At 66.6% G+C, this 17,485-nt stretch carries 16 protein-coding genes; 4 read left to right on the forward strand and 12 right to left on the reverse strand.

Annotated features, from left to right (window positions below; genetic code table 11):
* From MBTS_RS11500 to MBTS_RS11515, 4 genes are all read left to right on the forward strand, one after another.
* A partial coding sequence (locus MBTS_RS11500; protein ID WP_192215722.1) for a 5-formyltetrahydrofolate cyclo-ligase occupies positions 1-501 on the forward strand: 501 nt, incomplete at its 5' end.
* Positions 502-510: 9 nt separating this feature from the next.
* Entirely contained in the window at positions 511-1,332 is an 822-nt protein-coding gene (locus MBTS_RS11505) for a TIGR00282 family metallophosphoesterase (protein WP_147829957.1), read from the forward strand.
* 121 nt (positions 1,333-1,453) lie between these two features.
* Complete coding sequence (locus MBTS_RS11510; RefSeq protein WP_147829955.1) at positions 1,454-2,419, forward strand: MotA/TolQ/ExbB proton channel family protein; 966 nt, start codon at positions 1,454-1,456, stop codon at positions 2,417-2,419.
* Positions 2,419-3,432, forward strand: a complete 1,014-nt coding sequence (locus tag MBTS_RS11515; protein WP_147829953.1) for a peptidoglycan -binding protein — start codon at positions 2,419-2,421, stop codon at positions 3,430-3,432. Before MBTS_RS11510 ends, MBTS_RS11515 begins: the two co-directional genes overlap by 1 nt.
* Positions 3,433-3,879: 447 nt before the next feature.
* Here the strand turns inward: MBTS_RS11515 and MBTS_RS11520 are convergent, their stop codons facing one another.
* From MBTS_RS11520 to MBTS_RS11575, 12 genes are all read right to left on the reverse strand, one after another.
* Positions 3,880-4,593, reverse strand: a complete 714-nt coding sequence (locus MBTS_RS11520; RefSeq protein ID WP_018042036.1) for an ABC transporter ATP-binding protein — start codon at positions 4,591-4,593, stop codon at positions 3,880-3,882.
* Positions 4,594-4,610: 17 nt separating this feature from the next.
* Positions 4,611-5,915: a lipoprotein-releasing ABC transporter permease subunit gene (locus MBTS_RS11525; RefSeq protein WP_018042035.1), complete on the reverse strand. Its 1,305-nt coding sequence runs from the start codon at positions 5,913-5,915 to the stop codon at positions 4,611-4,613.
* A 7-nt stretch (positions 5,916-5,922) separates the two neighbouring features.
* The gene (gene proS / locus MBTS_RS11530; protein ID WP_056147883.1) at positions 5,923-7,248 is read right to left on the reverse strand and encodes a proline--tRNA ligase; all 1,326 of its coding nucleotides are present in this window, start codon (positions 7,246-7,248) and stop codon (positions 5,923-5,925) included.
* 442 nt (positions 7,249-7,690) lie between these two features.
* Positions 7,691-8,035, reverse strand: a complete 345-nt coding sequence (locus tag MBTS_RS11535) for a DUF1467 family protein (RefSeq protein WP_018042033.1) — start codon at positions 8,033-8,035, stop codon at positions 7,691-7,693.
* Positions 8,032-8,436 carry a methylmalonyl-CoA epimerase gene (gene mce, locus MBTS_RS11540; RefSeq protein WP_018042032.1) on the reverse strand — a complete coding sequence of 135 codons (405 nt, stop codon included), beginning with the start codon at positions 8,434-8,436 and terminating at the stop codon, positions 8,032-8,034. The genes MBTS_RS11535 and mce overlap by 4 nt, the downstream gene beginning before the upstream one ends.
* A 202-nt stretch (positions 8,437-8,638) precedes the next feature.
* Complete coding sequence (locus tag MBTS_RS11545) at positions 8,639-10,312, reverse strand: ribonuclease J (protein ID WP_056147279.1); 1,674 nt, start codon at positions 10,310-10,312, stop codon at positions 8,639-8,641.
* Between the two features lie 12 nt (positions 10,313-10,324).
* Positions 10,325-11,248, reverse strand: a complete 924-nt coding sequence (locus tag MBTS_RS11550) for a biotin--[acetyl-CoA-carboxylase] ligase (RefSeq protein WP_192215723.1) — start codon at positions 11,246-11,248, stop codon at positions 10,325-10,327.
* Positions 11,249-11,252: 4 nt separating this feature from the next.
* Positions 11,253-12,695 (reverse strand): NADH-quinone oxidoreductase subunit NuoN, encoded by a 1,443-nt coding sequence (nuoN, locus tag MBTS_RS11555; protein ID WP_018042029.1) that lies wholly within the window; start codon positions 12,693-12,695, stop codon positions 11,253-11,255.
* A 13-nt stretch (positions 12,696-12,708) separates the two neighbouring features.
* Complete coding sequence (locus MBTS_RS11560) at positions 12,709-14,229, reverse strand: NADH-quinone oxidoreductase subunit M (protein WP_018042028.1); 1,521 nt, start codon at positions 14,227-14,229, stop codon at positions 12,709-12,711.
* A gap of 47 nt (positions 14,230-14,276) precedes the next feature.
* On the reverse strand, positions 14,277-16,382 hold the full coding sequence (nuoL, locus tag MBTS_RS11565) for an NADH-quinone oxidoreductase subunit L (RefSeq protein ID WP_192215724.1): 2,106 nt from the start codon (positions 16,380-16,382) through the stop codon (positions 14,277-14,279).
* Positions 16,383-16,485: 103 nt separating this feature from the next.
* Positions 16,486-16,791, reverse strand: coding sequence for an NADH-quinone oxidoreductase subunit NuoK (nuoK, locus tag MBTS_RS11570; protein ID WP_018042026.1), 306 nt, complete (start codon positions 16,789-16,791; stop codon positions 16,486-16,488).
* Between the two features lie 28 nt (positions 16,792-16,819).
* Positions 16,820-17,440 carry an NADH-quinone oxidoreductase subunit J gene (locus tag MBTS_RS11575; RefSeq protein ID WP_056247895.1) on the reverse strand — a complete coding sequence of 207 codons (621 nt, stop codon included), beginning with the start codon at positions 17,438-17,440 and terminating at the stop codon, positions 16,820-16,822.
* Between the last annotated feature and the right edge of the window lie 45 nt (positions 17,441-17,485).

Consider the following 17,485-nt stretch of genomic DNA (forward strand, 5'->3'; position numbering starts at 1 on the left):
CGCCGGGCCGGCGGCCTGCGGATCGCGCAGAGCGTCATGCGGGTCGAGGCCCTGGCCGATGCGGCCGTCGTCGGTGCCTTCTGGGCGATCCGCAGCGAGGTCGATCCGCTTCCCCTCATCGAGATGCTGTTCGCGCGCGGACAACGGGTCGCCCTCCCCAAGGTGACGCCGGACGGCCTCGTGTTCCGCGAATGGCGGGCGGGAGAAGCGCTGGTGCCGGGCTCCTTCGGCCTCAGCGAGCCGCGCGACGACCTTCCGCCCCTCGATCCCACCGCCCTCATCGTGCCGCTCGCCGCCTTCGACCGGCGCGGGCATCGCATCGGCTACGGTCGCGGCTATTACGATCAGGCCATCGAGCGGCTCTCCCGCAACGGCCCGGTCCTGACGATCGGTATCGCGTTCTCCGTCCAGGAAGTGGAGACCGTGCCGTCCGAGCCGCACGACCAGCCCCTCGACCATCTCATCACCGAAGCGGGACCGGTCCCGCTCGTCCGGGACTGACACCGACACATGCGACTTCTCTTCCTCGGCGATGTGGTGGGCCGCCCCGGCCGCAATGCGGTGATGGACCGGCTGCCGAAACTGCGCGAGCGCTGGCGCCTCGATTGCGTGGTCATCAACGGCGAGAACGCGGCCGGCGGCTTCGGCATCACCGAGGCGATCTGCGACGAACTCCTCCAGGCGGGCGCCGATGCGGTGACGCTGGGCAACCATTCCTTCGACCAGCGCGAAGCCCTCGTCTTCATCCAGCGGCAGACGCGCCTCGTCCGCCCGGCGAACTACCCGCCCGGTACTCCGGGTCGCGGCGCCACCGTGGTGGAGACGCGGGGGGGCGCCCGCGTCCTCGTCCTCAACGTCATGGGCCGCATCTACATGGATGCGCTGGACGATCCCTTCGCCTCCGCCGAGCGCGAACTCTCCGCCTGCCCCCTGGGCGAGGTGGCGGACGCCGTCATCGTCGACATCCATGCCGAGGCGACCAGCGAGAAGCAGGCTTTCGGGCACTTCCTCGACGGCCGCGCCAGCCTCGTCGTCGGCACTCATACCCACACCCCCACCGCCGACCACCGCATCCTCCCCGGCGGCACCGCCTACCTGTCGGATGCCGGCATGTGCGGCGATTACGATTCGATCCTCGGCATGCAGAAGGACGAGCCCCTGCGGCGCTTCCTGCAGAAGACCCCCGGCGCGCGCCTGGAAGCGGCCCAGGGCAAGGGCACGTTGTGCGGGATCGCCGTCGAGACCGACAATGCGACGGGACTCGCCACCATGGTCTCGGCGGTCCGCCTCGGCCCGCATCTCGAAGAAACCTGGCCTCGCTCCTGGGATTAGGCCCCTTGAGCTGGTGATGAGCCTCACTGCGGCTTGATCGCAGCGGGGCATGAAGCCAAGGTGCGGGCACGGTCGACTCGCCCGTTTCGCGAGCCCGCGCAGATAGAGTCCCCGACATCCCATGGCGACCCGCTCCGCGACTGCCCCCCTGAGCCGCCCGGGCATCTACCTGATCCGGATGTTGGTCTTCCTGACCCTGGTCGGGTTTCTCGCCTTCGTCCTGTTCCGGCAGATCACGCCGGCCTTCCTCGCCAATGCCGGGTTGAACGGGCTGATCCTCGGCGTCCTCCTCATCGCCATCCTGCTCGCCTTCGGCCAGGTGATCCGCCTCTTCCGCGAGGTCGCCTATGTCAACGCGGTCGCGGCCAGTGAGGATTCGGCCAAGCCGCCCTCGCTCCTGGCGCCCCTCTCCCCGGCGATCCTGGCGCGGCGCGAGGGCACGACGCAGACCGGCATCCGCTCCTATCTCGACACCGTGGCCGCCCGCCTCGACGAGGGCCGCGAGATCCTGCGCTACATCGCCGGGCTGCTGATCCTGCTGGGCCTGCTCGGCACTTTCTGGGGCCTCATCGACACGCTGAGCGCGGTGGGCAGCGTGATCCAGAGCATGCGCGGCGGCGGCGAGGCCAGCGCGATGTTCGACGAGTTGAAGAACGGCCTCGCCAAGCCGCTCTCCGGCATCGGCCTCGCCTTCTCCGCCTCGCTGTTCGGCCTGTCGAGCTCGCTCGTCACCGGTTTCCTCGATCTCCAGGCGGGCCAGGCCCATGCCCGTTTCCACAACGAACTGGAAGATTGGCTGGTCTCCGGCGAGGAGCAGGCCGTCGCGGCGCGCCCCGTGGCGGCGCAGGAGCCGGCCTCGGCCCGTGAACTCACCGAGGCGGTGGACCGGCTCTCGGCCATCATCTCGGAGGGCGCCAACGGCCGCGTGGCGACCCAGGCGATGACCAACCTCGCGGAGGGCATCCAGGGGCTCGTCCAGCACATGCGGGCCGAGCAGCAGATGATCCGCGACTGGGTCGAGGCTCAGGCGACGCGGGAACGTGAACTCAAGCAGGTGCTCGACCGGCTCGGCCGCGAGAAGACCTGATGGCCTCGCTGCGCACGCGCCGGGACCGGAGCCTCAACGTCTGGCCGGGCTATGTCGACGCCCTGGCGACGCTGCTGCTAGCCGTCGTCTTCCTGCTGACGATCTTCGTCGTCGGGCAGTTCTTCCTGTCCCAGGAGATCACGGGCCGCGATTCGGTGCTGAACCGGCTCAACCGGCAGATCGCCGACCTCACCGACCTCCTGGCGCTGGAGCGCTCCACGCGCCGGGCGCAGGAGGAGAAGGCCTCGAACCTGCGCACCACGCTTCTGGGCACCGAGGCCGAGCGCGACAAGCTGAAGGAACAGGCCGGCGCCGCCGCGAGCGGCGACAACCGCCAGGGCGAGCTCGACAAGCAGCTGGTGGCCGAGCGCGCCACCAATGCCCGCGCCGCGTCGCAGATCGATCTCCTCAACGAGCAGATCGGCGCCATGCGCCGCCAGCTCGCCGCCCTGGAAGACGCGCTGGCCGCCAGCGAGAGCCGCGACCGCGAGAGCCAGGCCCGCATCGCCGATCTCGGTAGCCGGCTGAACGTGGCCCTCGCCCAAAAGGTTCAGGAACTCGCGCGCTACCGCTCGGACTTCTTCGGCCGCCTGCGCCAGATCCTCGGCAACCGCAGCGACATCCGCGTGGTCGGCGACCGGTTCGTCCTGCAATCGGAGGTGCTGTTCCCGGCGGGCTCGGCGAGCCTGAAGCCCGAAGCGGCGCCCGAACTCGACCGGATCGCCACCGCCATCCTCGATCTGTCGAAGCAGATTCCGGCGGACATTCCCTGGGTCCTGCGTGTCGACGGGCATACCGATGCCCGTCCCATCGCCAGTTCGCAATTCCCGTCGAACTGGTCGCTTTCGGCCGCCCGCGCCATCGCCGTGGTGCAGTACATGGCGGGAAGGGGCATCCCGCCCCAGCGCCTGCTCGCCGCCGCCTTCGGTGAATTCCAGCCCATTGAGGCCGGTACCAGCGACGACGTCTACGCCCGCAACCGCCGCATCGAGCTGAAGCTCACCGAACGTTAAGGCAGGCCCCCTACCGCAGAGGTGCCAGCGCCACCGCCCAGACGACGAACGCGCCGGAGAGCAACCCGAAGGCCATGAATTCCACCGCGCCGGTCAGGATCATCCGCTTGAGCATTGTGATCGCCTCTCGTTGACGCGGCGATCTTTGTTCTTGTTTTGTTCTGTGTAAAGCGGGAATTCAGCGCACTCCGCTTCGTGGTTAGCGGGCAGTAAACACGCCGCTGGAGCGCGGTGCCCTCCCCCATGCGCCATGCGTCGACGGTTTGCTCCGCCGCCCGACATGCTCCCCTACGGCCATGCCCGAGACTCCCGCGACCTATCCTTGAGCTTCGTCGTAAAGCGGACAGATAGTCCTCCCTGCGTAAGCCGTTCGACTCCGGAGCACTTGAAAGCTCAATCAGGCAGATGGCGCGCCGCCGGCGGGGACGGAGGCAGGGCGGTCTGGCCTCAGGCCAGCTGCTCGATCAACCCGTCCCGGATGGTGACGCGCCGGTCCATGCGGGCGGCGAGCTCCATGTTGTGGGTGGCCACGAGCGCGGCGAGGCCCGAAGCGCGGACCAGCGAGACGAGGATGCCGAAGACATGCGCCGCCGTGTGCGGATCGAGGTTGCCTGTGGGCTCGTCGGCCAGCAGCAGGCGCGGGCCGTTGGCGACGGCCCGCGCGATGGCGACGCGCTGCTGCTCGCCGCCCGACAATTCGGCCGGGCGGTGGACCAGACGCTCCTTCAGGCCGAGGAAGCTCAGAAGCTCGGTGGCGCGCGCCTTGGCCTCCTTGGCCCCGAGCCCTCGGATGAGCTGGGGCATCACCACGTTCTCCAGGGCCGAGAATTCCGGCAGGAGGTGGTGGAACTGGTAGACGAAGCCCATCTCCTCGCGGCGAAACCGGGTGCGCTCGGCGTCCGGCATGGCCGCCGTGGGCTGGCCGCCGATATAGACCTCGCCCCCATCAGGCCGCTCCAATAGGCCGGCGAGATGCAGAAGCGTGGATTTACCGGCCCCCGAGGGTGCCACCAGGGCCACGAGTTCGCCGGGCCAGATCGCGAGATCGGCGCCGCGCAGGATGTCGAGGGCTCCCGTTCCCTGCGCGTAGCGGCGTTCGACCTTGGCGAAGAACAGGGCCGGGACCGGCGGCGCACCGGCCTCGTCGGCAGAGGTGGTCATGATGGTTGAATCTCCCCTCAGCCGTAACGCAGGGCCTGCACCGGATCGAGCCGGGCGGCGCGCCAGGAGGGATAGAGCGTCGCCACGAGCGACAGGGCGATAGAGGTGAGGACCACCACCGTGATCTCACCGGAATTCATTTCGGCGGGGATCTCGGCGAGGAACCGCACGGTCGGGTCCCAGGCGGAGGGGAACAGCACCCGCTGGATCGGCTTGATGTTGAGGGTGATGAGCGTGCCCAGTGCCAGCCCGCCCAGCGTACCGACCACGCCGATGAGCGCCCCGTTGATGAGGAAGACCCGCATCACCGTCCCGGGGGTCGCCCCCATCGTCCGCAGGATCGCGATGTCGCTCGACTTGTCGCGCACCAGCAGGATCAGGCCGGAGACGATGTTGAGGGTCGCCACCACGACGATCAGGCTGAGGATGAGGAACATCACGTTCCGCTCCACCTCCAGCGCCCCGAAGAAGGTTCGGTTGCGCTGGCGCCAGTCAGTGAGAAGGACGGGCCGCTCTGCCGCCATCTCGAGATCCGGCCGCAGCTGCGCCACCGCATCGGCATTGTCGAGATAGACCTCGATCAGGCTGACGTCGCTGTCACGGTTGAAGAAGGCCTGGGATTCGGCCAGCGGCATGAACACGAAAGTAGCGTCGAACTCGGTCATGCCGATCTCGAAGATCGCCTTGACCGTATAGGCCTTGGTGCGCGGCGCGGTGCCGAACGGTGTCGTCGCGCCCTTCGGCGTGGACAGGGTGATCTGGTCGCCGGCCTGCAGGCCCAGGGATTCGGCGAGCCTCCGGCCGATGGCGACCCCGGTGCCGTCGTCGAACCCATCGAGCGTGCCGCCCCGGATGGTCTTGGCGATGGACCCGATGGAATCGATGTCCTCGCCCCTGATGCCGCGCACCAGGACGCCGCTGCCGCCATAGGGCGACGAAGCGAAGGCCTGACCTTCCACGAGGGGAATCGCCGAGCGGACGCCGGCGACCTTGGAGAGGCGGTCGGAGAGATCGACGTAATCGGTGAACAGCTTGTCGATAGGCGTGACGAAGACGTGGCCGTTGATACCGACGATCTTCGAGAGCAGTTCGGTACGGAACCCGTTCATCACCGAGAGCACGATGATGAGGGTGGCGACCCCCAGGGTGATGCCGAGGACGGAGAAGAAGGCGACGACGGAGACGCCGCCGCCGCGCCGCCGGGCGCGGAGATAGCGCCCGGCGATGATCCACTCGAAGGCCGCGAAGGGCGGCGTGCTGCCGCGCTTGAACAGGCCGGAGAGACCCGCCAGCCGTTCCTTCACCGTCTCTGCCAGAGCCATACCGGCCTCAGCTCCGCTTCAGGCGCGAGATCAGATCGATGGGAGCCACGCTCTCGCGCTCGCCGCCGGAGCGCCGCTTGATCTCGACCTTGCCCTCGGCGAGGCCGCGCGGACCCACCACGACCTGCCAGGGCAGGCCGATGAGGTCGGCGGTGGCGAATTTGGCGCCGGGACGCTCGTCACGGTCGTCGTAGAGCACCGTCAGGCCGCTGGCCTCGAGGTTGGCCTGGATCTCGGCACAGGCCGCGTCGGTGGCCGCGTCGCCGGTCTTGAGGTTGATGAGGGCGACGTCGAAGGGCGCCACGGAATCCGGCCAGATGATGCCGGCCTCGTCGTGCGAGGCCTCGATGATCGCCGCAACCAGCCGGCTCGGGCCGATGCCGTAGGAACCCATATGCACGGGGCGGTCGACGCCGTCCGGCCCGGTGACCTTGGCGCCCATGGCCTCGGAATACTTGGTGCCGAAATAGAAGATGTGCCCGACCTCGATACCACGCGCGGCCATCTGCTTGTCCTCGCCGACTTCGGCGAAGGCGGCGGGCTCGTGCATCTCTGAGGTGGCGGCGTAGAGCGAGGTCCAACGGTCCACGGTGCCCTGGAGGCCGGCGACGTCGTCGAAATCGGTGGTCACCGGCGGGATATCGAAATCGAGATACTGCTTGTCGCAGAACACCTCGCTCTCGCCCGTCTGGGCCAGGATGATGAATTCGTGGCTGAGATCGCCGCCGATCGGGCCGGTATCGGCGCGCATGGGGATCGCCTTGAGGCCGAGGCCGGCGAAGGTGCGCAGGTAGGCGACGAACATCTTGTTGTAGGCGTGCCGGGCCGCCGCCTGATCGATATCGAACGAGTAGGCGTCCTTCATCAGGAACTCGCGCGAGCGCATGGTGCCGAAGCGCGGCCGCACCTCGTCACGGAACTTCCAGGAGATCTGGTAGAGGTTCTTCGGCAGGTCCTTGTAGGAGCGCACGCTGCCGCGGAAGATCTCGGTGATCACTTCCTCGGCGGTGGGGCCGAACAGCATCTCGCGATCGTGCCGGTCGGAAATGCGCAGCATCTCCTTGCCGTAGGCCTCGTAGCGGCCGGATTCCTTCCACAACTCCGCCGACTGGATCGACGGCATCAGCAGCTCGATGGCGCCGGACCGATCCTGCTCCTCGCGGACCACCGCGCAGACCCTGTTGAGCACGCGCAGGCCCAGGGGCAGCCAGGCATAGATGCCCGCCGCTTCCTGACGGATCAGGCCGGCCCGCAGCATCAGGCGGTGGGAAACGATCTCCGCCTCCTTGGGCGTCTCGCGCAGGGTCGGCAGGAAATAGCGGGAGAGACGCATCGGGAACCCTGGATCGTTTCGGAGCGCGATCGTACCGCGCATCGTTGCGGGGCACACAACACATTGCATCGAGAAAAGACAAGCGCCGTGCGGCTTAGCGAAAGCCCCGCATGGTCACGGAAGTAGGTCGCAGGCGAAAATGGAGCCCAAACCCGCCAACTCTTGCAAAAAAACGCCAGGAATCATCTCCGAAGGCGTGACAATGCGCAATCCAGTTCCTATAAGCGCCCCCGTGATGGTCGCGACGCCCGGAGAGGCAGCGCGAGGTCCGAGTCTCGGGAGGAAATTTCAGCCGCCACGCCGTCAGAAATGCGTGAGATAAAATAGGCTGACACGTCATCTGTCGTCTCAAAAGCAAGGCTCGCGCCTTGCTTTTTTTATGGCCGAAGCGGACTCGCGGATATGGGGGCAGGCCGAACCGGTCCGCCACCCGATCGCGGCGCTACAGCCCCGACAGCTCGAAGATCGGGATCACCACGAGAAACACGAGGCTGGCGAGCAACGTCGTCCAGATCGCCTTCTCAAGCAGACGCGGCGCCGCGGGCGCCCCCGGATCCTGCCCCGGCACGATCCGCGACGGATCGGTCTCGACCTGATTGCGGAGCGGCAGGATGACGAAGAGCAGCGTCCACCACACCACGAAATACAGGGCGAAGGCCCCGAACACCGTCAGCTTGAACAACACCACGGCCAGAGCCGCCACAGCCGAGACGATGACGACCATGGTCGCCAGCGTGCGCCAGACCGTCGCCGAGACGGTCCGGACGAGGGCGTTCACGCCGCTCACACCTGCTCCAGCTCGACGAGGGTGCCGAGGAAGTCCTTCGGGTGGAGAAAGAGAACCGGCTTGCCATGGGCGCCGATCTTCGGCTCGCCGGTGCCGAGGACGCGGGCGCCCTGGGCCTTCAGCTTATCGCGGGCGGCGATGATGTCGTCGACCTCGTAGCAGACATGGTGCACGCCGCCATTCGGGTTGCGCTCCACGAAGCTCTCGATGGGCGAGCCCTCGCCCAGCGGCGACATCAGCTCGACCTTACTGTTGGGCAGGTTCACGAACACCACCGTGACGCCGTGCTCCGGCTGCGGCAGGGGCTCGGTGACCGTGGCGCCGAGGGTATCGCGATAGATGGCGCAGGCCGCATCGAGGTCACGCACGGCAATGGCCACGTGGTTCAGGCGTCCGATCATGGTCTGCTCCCTCTTTTGGTTCTTGTGATCCTACCCATCCCCCTCATCCTGAGGTGCCGCGCCAGCGGCCTCGAAGGAGCCCTTCAGTGATCGCAACGCGCACTGGAGGGCTCCTTCGAGGCCTTCGCTACGCTCCGGACACCTCAGGATGAGGTTGTGGGGCGGAAGGACGGGTTCATCCGCCGCTCCGCCCCTGTTTGTCTCACACCTCCACCACCTGCACGTGGCAGGCGGGCTTCTTGCCCCAGGCCTCGTTCACGGCCGAGCGGATCGCGCGGTCGACCGCCTTCTCGACGGCCTCGGCATCCTTGCGCTTCTGCTTAGAGAGGCCGCTGAGCGTGCGCGTCACCGCCTCGACGGCGACGTCGAGCATCGGCTGGCCGTTCTTGCCGCGATTGGGCAGGCCCATGATGTCGATGGCCGGCTCGCCCAGAACCTCGCCCTGGACATCGATGGCGATGGCGACGGACACGACGCCGGATTGCGACAGCTTGCGCCGCTCGGGGATGGCGCGGTCCTTGGCGTCGATGAGGATGTTGCCATCCTTGAACAGGCGGCCGGCCTTCACGTGCTCGACGATCTCCGGCGTGCCGGGGGCGAGGCGCACGACGCTGCCGTTGCGTGCCTTGACCACGTTGCCGACGCCCTGGGCCAGGGCGAAGCGGGCGTGCTCGTCGAGATGCAGCGCCTCGCCGTGAACGGGGATCGCGGTCCTCGGCCGGGTCCAGGCATACATCTCGGCCATCTCGTCGCGGCGCGGGTGGCCCGAGACGTGGACGAGCTTCGTCCGGTCGGTCACCACCTCGATGCCGGCATTGATCAGGTCGTTGATGATCGCGCCCACCGCCCGCTCGTTGCCGGGAATGGCGCGGGACGAGAAGATCACGCGGTCGCCCGCAGCCAGCGTCACGTCGGGATGATCGTCACGGGAGACACGGGCCAGCGCCGCGCGCTCCTCGCCCTGCGAGCCGGTGAGCAGGCAGACCACCTTGTCGCGGGGCAGGTAGCCGTAGCTGTCGGCGGAACGGAAATCGGGCAGGCCGTCGAGGAAGCCGCATTCGCGGGCGACGCCGATGACCCGGTCCATGGCCCGGCCGACGGCGATGACCTCGCGGCCGCAATCGCGTGCCGCTTCGGCCACCGCCCGCATGCGGGCGACGTTGGAGGCAAAGGTGGTGACGGCGACCCGGTGAGGGGCTTCGGCGATCAATTCGCGCAAGGTGGCGGCGACCTCGGCCTCGCTCGGGCTGCGGCCCTCGCGCACGACATTGGTCGAATCGCTTATCATGGCGAGGATGCCCTCGTCGCCCAGCTTGCGGAACGAGGCTTCCGAGGTGACGTCGCCGAGGATCGGCGTGGCGTCGAGCTTCCAATCGCCCGTATGCAGGACGAGGCCGTGCGCCGTGCGGATGGCGACCGCGTTCGATTCCGGGATCGAGTGCGAGACCGGAACGTACTCGATCTCGAACGGGCCGACGGTCACCGGCTTGTGGGCCGCGATCTCGCGCAGGATCACCTTCGGCGCGCCCGGCTCGCTGAGACGGCGCGCCTCGAGCAGGTTCTTGGCAAAGCGCGTGGCGTAGACCGGCGCCTTGAGCTTGGGCCACAGCTCACCGATGGCGCCGATATGGTCCTCGTGCGCATGGGTGATGAAGATGGCGAGGAGGTCGTCCTTGCGCTCCTCGATGAAGCTGAGATCGGGGAACATCAGGTCGATGCCGGGGAAGCCCTCTTCCCCGGCAAAGCCCATCCCGCAATCGACCATGATCCATTTCCGCCGCTTCTCCGGCCCGAAGCCGTAGAGCGCCGCATTCATGCCGATCTCGCCCACGCCGCCGAGCGGCACGAAGACGAGTTCGTCTTGCCCTGTCGTCATCACTGTCAAACCTCAAGCCGCCGTCGCGGCCGAACCCAAATGCACCTCGCCCGCCGTCACGGTCCGTCGCGTCCCATCATCCGATCGGACGACGAGCCGCCCCGCCTCGTCGATCGTCTCGAAAATTCCTTGCACGATCTCGCCGCCGATCCGCACCGAGACCGGTGCGCCGATCCCGGCGGCGTCGTCGAGCCAAAGCCGGCGGATCGTTGAGAATCCGCCGCCCCGGCTCCAGAGTCGCGCTGCAGCGACGATCTCGTCCGACAGGTAATCGAACAGATCCTCGGCGCGCGTTTCGTACGAACTCTGACTGAGGCTTGTCGCGGGATAAGGCAAGTCCTGCGGTGACGCGGCAACGTTGACGCCAAAGCCGATCACCGCCGATCTGCGCCCGCCGGGATGAGTCTCCGCTTCCAGAAGCAGACCCGCGAGCTTCGCGCCGGAGACCAGAACGTCGTTGGGCCATTTCAGCCGGAAGGGGCTTATCCCACCAGATCTCAGACAATCGATCTCATCCTGAGGTGCCGCGCCAGCGGCCTCGCAGGAGGGCTCCCGTGGGTCGCGCGAGAACTGGAGCCCTCCTGCGAAGCCTCCTTTGCGCTCCGGCGCCTCAGGATGAAGAGGTAATTTGATCGTTCGCTTCAGAGCCGCGATCAGCGCGACGCCTGCCACGAACCCCAAGCTCGGCACCTGGACCGGATCGACGTCCGAGACCGGCCAGAGCAAGCTGGCGGTGAGGTTGCCGGGCAGGGAGGCCCAGGTGCTTCCCCTGCGACCACGCCCCGCCTCCTGCCTGAGCGCGACGACCCAGAGCGGCCCCCTCTCGCCCTGGCGCGCGAGCTCCATCGCCTGGGTGTTGGTGGAGCCTAGGCTCTCGTGAACGTGAAGACGATGCCCGGCGGCCTTGGCCGCCGGGCCGAGGCGATATCCCGACACAATCCTAGAACAGCGACTTGGCCGCGGCCCCCGCCGCGCTGACCAGAGGAGACGGCACGAGGAAGAACAGCACCACCACCGCGCTCGACAGGCCCAGCACGATGCGCAGGCCCGGCGCCATGGTCTCGTACGGGGCCTGGGGCTCGTCGAAATACATCACCTTGACGAGGCGCAGGTAGTAGAACGCGCCGACCACGGAGGTGACGACACCGATCACCGCGAGACCGACGAGATCGGCCTTTATGGCGGCGGCGAAGACGTAGAACTTGCCGAAGAACCCGGCCAGTGGCGGAATGCCGGCGAGAGAGAACATCATCGCGGCGAGGCAGAAGGCCAGGACCGGATGCGTGCGCGAGAGACCGGAGAGGTCGTCCACCGTCTCGTACATCTGGCCGCCGCGCCGCAGGGACAGGAGCACCGCGAAGGCGCCGAGCGTCATGGCGAGATAGATGATCATGTAGATCACCACGCCGCGGATCCCCTCCTCCGAGGCGGCGGCGAGACCGATCAGCGCGTAGCCGATATTGCCGATGGAGGAATAGGCCATCAGGCGCTTGATCGAGCGCTGGCCGATGGCCGCGAAGGAGCCGAGCGTCATCGACGCGATGGCGACGAAGACGATGATCTGCTGCCAGATCGACGTCACATCCGGGAAGGCGCCGATGAAGACTCGCACGGTCATGGCGACGGCAGCCATTTTCGGCGCCGAGGCGAAGAACGCCGTCACCGGTGTCGGCGACCCTTCGTAGACGTCCGGCGTCCACATGTGGAACGGCACGGCGGACATCTTGAAGGCGACGCCGGCGGCCACGAACACGATGCCGAGCACGATGCCGATGCCGGCATTGTCGTTGAGCGCGGAGACGATGCCGGGGAAGGAGACGGTTCCGGTGAAGCCATAGACCAGCGACGAGCCGTAAAGCAGCATCCCCGACGACAAGGCGCCGAGGACGAAGTATTTCAGCCCGGCTTCCGTGGATTTCAGGTTGTCGCGGTGGAAGGCGGCGATGACATAGGCCGCCAGCGACTGCAGTTCGAGGCCGAGATAGAGGGCGATCAGGTCGTTGGCCGAGGCCATCACCATCATGCCGATGGTGCAGAGCACGATCAGGATCGGGAACTCGAACCGGTCGATGCGCTCGCGCTGGAAATAGTCGCGCGACAGCAGGATCGTGGCCGCCGAGCCGAGCAGGATCAGCGCCTTCATCACCTTCGAGAAATTGTCGACGATGAACGACCCGTTGAGGGTCGTGACCTTCGCGCCCGACTGCGACACGACCACGAAGAAGGCGAGGATCAGCAGGATGAGCGCGCCGACATTGACGGTCTCGACAGAGCGCTCGCCCCGGAAGGCGCCGTAGAGTATCAGCCCCAGCACGCCGATCGCGAGGATCAGCTCCGGCATCACCGGCGAAAGCGAGGGCAGGACGGCCTGGATAGCGGTCATCTGACGTAGACCTTCAGCGCGCCACGGGCGGGATCACCGCCGCGGTCTGCGTGTTCGAGAGCGCGGTCTTCATGCTCTGCATCAGCGCCTCCGTGGAGGGGGCGAAGGTGTCGAGGATGGGCGCGGGATGCACGCCGTAATAGATCGTCAGGGCGACGAGCGGCGCGATGATGATCTTCTCCCGCAGGTCGAGATCGAGGATGCCCTGGAGGTTGGGCTTCTCGAGCTTGCCGTAGATCACCCGGGCGTAGAGCCACAGGGCGTATCCGGCCGAGAGGATGATGCCGAAGACGGAGAAGAAGGCGACGGTGGGGTTGGCCTTGAAGGCCCCCATCATGGCCAGGAACTCGCCGACGAAGCCAGACGTACCGGGGAGGCCGACATTGGCCATGGTGAACACCATCATCGCCGCAGCATAGAGCGGCATGCGCTTCACGAGGCCGCCATAGGCCGCGATCTCGCGGGTGTGCATCCGGTCGTAGACCACGCCGACGCAGACGAAGAGCGCGCCCGAGACGATGCCGTGCGAGATCATCAGGAACAGGGCGCCCTGGATGCCCTGTTCGTTGAGGGTGAACAGGCCCAGGGTCACGAAGCCCATATGCGCCACCGACGAATAGGCGATGAGCTTCTTGATGTCGGTCTGCATCAGCGCGATCAGCGACGTGAAGATGATCGCGATGACCGAGAGGGCGAAGACCATCGGCGCGAAATAGGCGCTGGCATCCGGGAACATCGGCAGCGAGATCCGGATGAAGCCGTAGCCACCCATCTTGAGCAGGATGCCGGCGAGGATCACCGAACCGGCGGTGGGCGCCTCCACGTGGGCGTCGGGCAGCCAGGTATGGACCGGCCACATCGGCATCTTCACCGCGAAGGAGGCGAAGAAGGCGAGCCACAGCCAGTATTGCATGCCGACGGGGAAGCGGGTGTGCAGCAGGGTCGGGATGTCGGTGGTGCCGGCGTGCCAGTACATCGCCATGATGGCGAGGAGCATCAGCACCGAGCCGAGCAGGGTGTAGAGGAAGAACTTGAAGCTCGCGTAGATCCGGCGCTTGCCGCCCCAGATGCCGATGATGAGGAACATCGGGATCAGGCCGGCCTCGAAGAACAGATAGAACAGCACGAGGTCGAGGGCCTGGAACACGCCGATCATCGTCGTCTCGAGGACGAGGAAGGCGACGAAATACTCCTTCACCCGCGTGTTCACCGAGAGCCAAGACGCGCCGATGCAGAACGGCATCAGGAACGTGGTCAGCAGGATCAGGGGCATCGAGAACCCGTCGACGCCGAGCTTGAACTTGATCGTCTCGGCGAGCCAGCCGTGGGTCTCCACGAGCTGGAAGCTCGACGTCGACGGATCGAACCGGCCCCAGGCCACAAGGCTGAGGAGGAAGGTGACGATGGTGGTCGCGAGTGCTGCCCAGCGGGCATTGCGCTTCACGCTCTCGGATTCATCGCCGAGGGACAGGATGAAGGCCGCGCCGCAGAGCGGTACGATCAGCAGGCCTGAGAGAATGCCGAGGCCGAACATCTAGCGGGCACTCCGATACGGGTTGGCGACCGTCATTGCGCGAGACATCAGTGCCCGACCTTCGGCAGGCCGGTGAGCATGTACCAGCTGATGATCGCGGCGACGCCGATGAGCATGACGAAGGCGTAGTGATAGACGTAGCCGGTCTGGAGCCGGACCACGCCGCGGGTGACGTCGAGCACGCGCGTGGCGATCCCGTCGGGGCCGAGCCCGTCGATGACGCGACCGTCGCCCTCCTTCCAGAGGAACTTGCCGAAGTTCTTGGCCGGCCGGACGAAGATGCGCTCGTAGAGTTCGTCGAAATACCACTTGTTGAGCAGGAATTGGTACAGGCTCGGCTGCTGCGCGGCGAGCTGGCCCGGCAGTTCCGGCCGGCGGATATACATCCAGAAGGCCAGCAGGAAGCCGATCACCAGCATGATGAAGGGCGAGTAAGCGACCAGCGCCGGCACCGAATGGATGTCGTGCATGATGTGGTTGTCGGGGCCGTGGCCGAGGGCATGCCCCCAGAACGACTCCATGCCCTCGCCGATGAAGCGGTTCTTGAAGATCAGACCGGCGAAGAGCGCGCCGAAGGCGAGGATCGCCAGCGGGATCGTCATCACCAACGGGCTCTCATGCGGCGTGTGCGCATGGTCGTGGTGCTCGATGGCGCTGTGCGACGCGGGCTCGACGTCGTGGCCCTTGTCGTCATGGGCGACGCCTTCGTGGTGGCCCGGCGCACCGTCCGCCTGGACCGCCACGTGCGCATGCGCCGAGGCCGGTGCCGCGTGATGGTCGTCATGATGGGCGGCGCCGTGGCCCGCCCAGCGCGCCGGTCCTTCGAAGGTCATGAAGAACAGACGCCAGGAATAGAACGAGGTCATCAGGGCGGCGATGACGGTGGCCAGGAAGGCGAGCGTGTGGCCCGGCCGCGTCGAGGCGTAGGCCGCCTCGATGATCGCATCCTTCGAGTAGTAGCCGGCGGTGAAGGGGAAGCCGATCAGCGCCAGGGTGCCGATGGTCATCATCGCCGAGGTGAAGGGAATGTAGCGGCGCAAAGCGCCCATGTTCCGCATGTCCTGCTCGTGGTGCATCGCGTGGATGACCGAGCCAGCGCCGAGGAACAGCAGCGCCTTGAAGAAGGCATGGGTGAAGAGGTGGAAGACGGCGGCCGAATACGCGCCGACGCCGAGCGCCACGAACATGTAGCCGAGCTGCGAACAGGTCGAGTAGGCGATGACCCGCTTGATGTCGTTCTGCACCATGCCGATCGTGGCCGCGAAGAACGCCGTGATGCCGCCGATGACGGTCACCACGATGAGGGCATTGGGCGCCACCTCGAACAGGGGCGACAGGCGCGCCACCATGAACACGCCGGCGGTGACCATGGTCGCGGCGTGGATCAGGGCGGAGACCGGGGTCGGCCCTTCCATGGCGTCGGGCAACCACGTGTGGAGCATGAACTGCGCCGACTTGCCCATGGCGCCCATGAACAGGAGCAGGCACGCCAGGGTCATGGCGTTCCAGTCGTAGCCGAGGAAGTGGAAGGTGGCGTCCTTGAACTCGGCGGCGCGCGGCAGGATGCCGTCGAAGGCCACGGAACCGAACAGGACGAAGACGAGGAAGATGCCGAGCGAAAAGCCGAAATCGCCGACGCGGTTGACGATGAAGGCCTTCATCGCCGCCGCGTTGGCCGAGGGCTTCTCGTACCAGAACCCGATCAGCAGGTAGGAGGCGAGGCCGACGCCTTCCCAGCCGAAGAACATCTGCACCAGGTTGTCGGCCGTCACCAGCATCAGCATGGCGAAGGTGAACAGCGACAGGTAGGCGAAGAAGCGCGGCCGGTGCGGATCCTCCGCCATGTAGCCCACGGAGTAGAGGTGGACGAGGGTCGAGACCGTCGTCACCACCACCAGCATCACCACGGTGAGCGTGTCGATCCGGAAAGCCCAGTCGACGACGAGGTCGCCGGCGGTGAACCATGTCGCCACCTGCACGCGGGTGGCGTGGTCCGAGCCCGGTACCTCGAAGAAGGCGCCCCAGGACAGGAGGGCGGAGAAGGCGAGGAAGCCGGTGGTGATGTACTCGCACACGCGAGGGCCGAGCTGGCGGCCGAACAGGCCGGCGAGCAGGGCACCGATGAGCGGGAAGAAGACGATCGCGTGATACATCGCTGGCTGGCCCGGCCTCCGGAAGCGTACCGGATGACCGGCCTCGCTCCATTCTCGTCAATGGGATCGCGCGGGGTGCCGCGCGGCTCGGCTTGGGGGAAGATCAGCCCTTCATCATGTTCACGTCCTCCACCGCGATGGAGCCGCGGTTTCGGAAGAAGACGACGAGGATGGCGAGCCCGATGGCCGCCTCCGCCGCCGCCACCGTGAGCACGAACAGGGCGAAGACCTGGCCGGTGATGTCGTTGAGATGGGTGGAGAACGCCACGAGGTTGATGTTCACCGCGAGCAGGATGAGCTCCACCGACATCAGGATGACGATGATGTTCTTGCGGTTCACGAAGATGCCGAGCACGCCGAGCGTGAACAGGATCGCCGCCACTGTGAGATAATGGCTCAAGCCGATCATGAGCGCTGATCCTTCTGCAGAGCCGACATCAGACCTCGACACCCTGGCGCGAGGGCACCTTGCGGGTCTCCACCGCCATCTCCTGCGTCCGCGCGTTCTGCACGGAGATGTTCTGGCGCTTCACGCCCGGCCTGTCGCGCAGGGTGAGCACGATGGCACCGATCATCGCCACCAGCAGGATGAGCCCGGCCAGCTGAAAGTAGAAAACATAATCCGTGTAGAGCACGCGCCCGAGCATCTGGGTGTTGGTGACGCCCTCGACACTGGCGAGCGGACCCAGTGGCGCCTGCATAAGGCCGGGATCGATCGTCCAGGAGCCCACCACGAGCAGGAGCTCGATGAGGAAGACGGCCCCGATCAGCGCCCCCACGGGGAGGTATTGCTGGAAGCCCTGGCGCAGCTGCGCGAAATCCACGTCGAGCATCATCACGACGAAGAGGAACAGAACGGCGACCGCGCCGACATAGACCACCACGAGGATCATCGCGAGGAACTCGGCGCCCATCAGGACGAACAGGCCCGCCGCGTTGACGAAGGTCAGGATGAGGAAGAGCACCGACGCGACTGGATTGCGCGAGGTGATCACCATGAACGCGGACGCGATCGCGATGCCGGCGAACAGGTAGAAGAAGGCTGCGGCTGCACTCATGCGACTATGGAGATCAGCCGTCCCGAGGACGGCCCCTTCTGCCGA

The organism is Methylobacterium bullatum, assembly GCF_014845095.1.
Lineage (GTDB): Bacteria > Pseudomonadota > Alphaproteobacteria > Rhizobiales > Beijerinckiaceae > Methylobacterium > Methylobacterium bullatum.

Bases quoted from the DNA above. Each gene is read 5' to 3' on its own strand.
- MBTS_RS11505 (WP_147829957.1), top strand. From the start codon at position 511: ATGCGACTTCTCTTCCTCGGCGATGTGGTGGGCCGCCCCGGCCGCAAT.
- MBTS_RS11510 (WP_147829955.1), top strand. From the start codon at position 1,454: ATGGCGACCCGCTCCGCGACTGCCCCCCTGAGCCGCCCGGGCATCTAC.
- MBTS_RS11515 (WP_147829953.1), top strand. From the start codon at position 2,419: ATGGCCTCGCTGCGCACGCGCCGGGACCGGAGCCTCAACGTCTGGCCG.
- MBTS_RS11520 (WP_018042036.1), bottom strand. From the start codon at position 4,593: ATGACCACCTCTGCCGACGAGGCCGGTGCGCCGCCGGTCCCGGCCCTG.
- MBTS_RS11525 (WP_018042035.1), bottom strand. From the start codon at position 5,915: ATGGCTCTGGCAGAGACGGTGAAGGAACGGCTGGCGGGTCTCTCCGGC.
- proS (WP_056147883.1), bottom strand. From the start codon at position 7,248: ATGCGTCTCTCCCGCTATTTCCTGCCGACCCTGCGCGAGACGCCCAAG.
- mce (WP_018042032.1), bottom strand. From the start codon at position 8,436: ATGATCGGACGCCTGAACCACGTGGCCATTGCCGTGCGTGACCTCGAT.
- MBTS_RS11545 (WP_056147279.1), bottom strand. From the start codon at position 10,312: ATGACGACAGGGCAAGACGAACTCGTCTTCGTGCCGCTCGGCGGCGTG.
- nuoN (WP_018042029.1), bottom strand. From the start codon at position 12,695: ATGACCGCTATCCAGGCCGTCCTGCCCTCGCTTTCGCCGGTGATGCCG.
- MBTS_RS11560 (WP_018042028.1), bottom strand. From the start codon at position 14,229: ATGTTCGGCCTCGGCATTCTCTCAGGCCTGCTGATCGTACCGCTCTGC.
- nuoL (WP_192215724.1), bottom strand. From the start codon at position 16,382: ATGTATCACGCGATCGTCTTCTTCCCGCTCATCGGTGCCCTGCTCGCC.
- nuoK (WP_018042026.1), bottom strand. From the start codon at position 16,791: ATGATCGGCTTGAGCCATTATCTCACAGTGGCGGCGATCCTGTTCACG.
- MBTS_RS11575 (WP_056247895.1), bottom strand. From the start codon at position 17,440: ATGAGTGCAGCCGCAGCCTTCTTCTACCTGTTCGCCGGCATCGCGATC.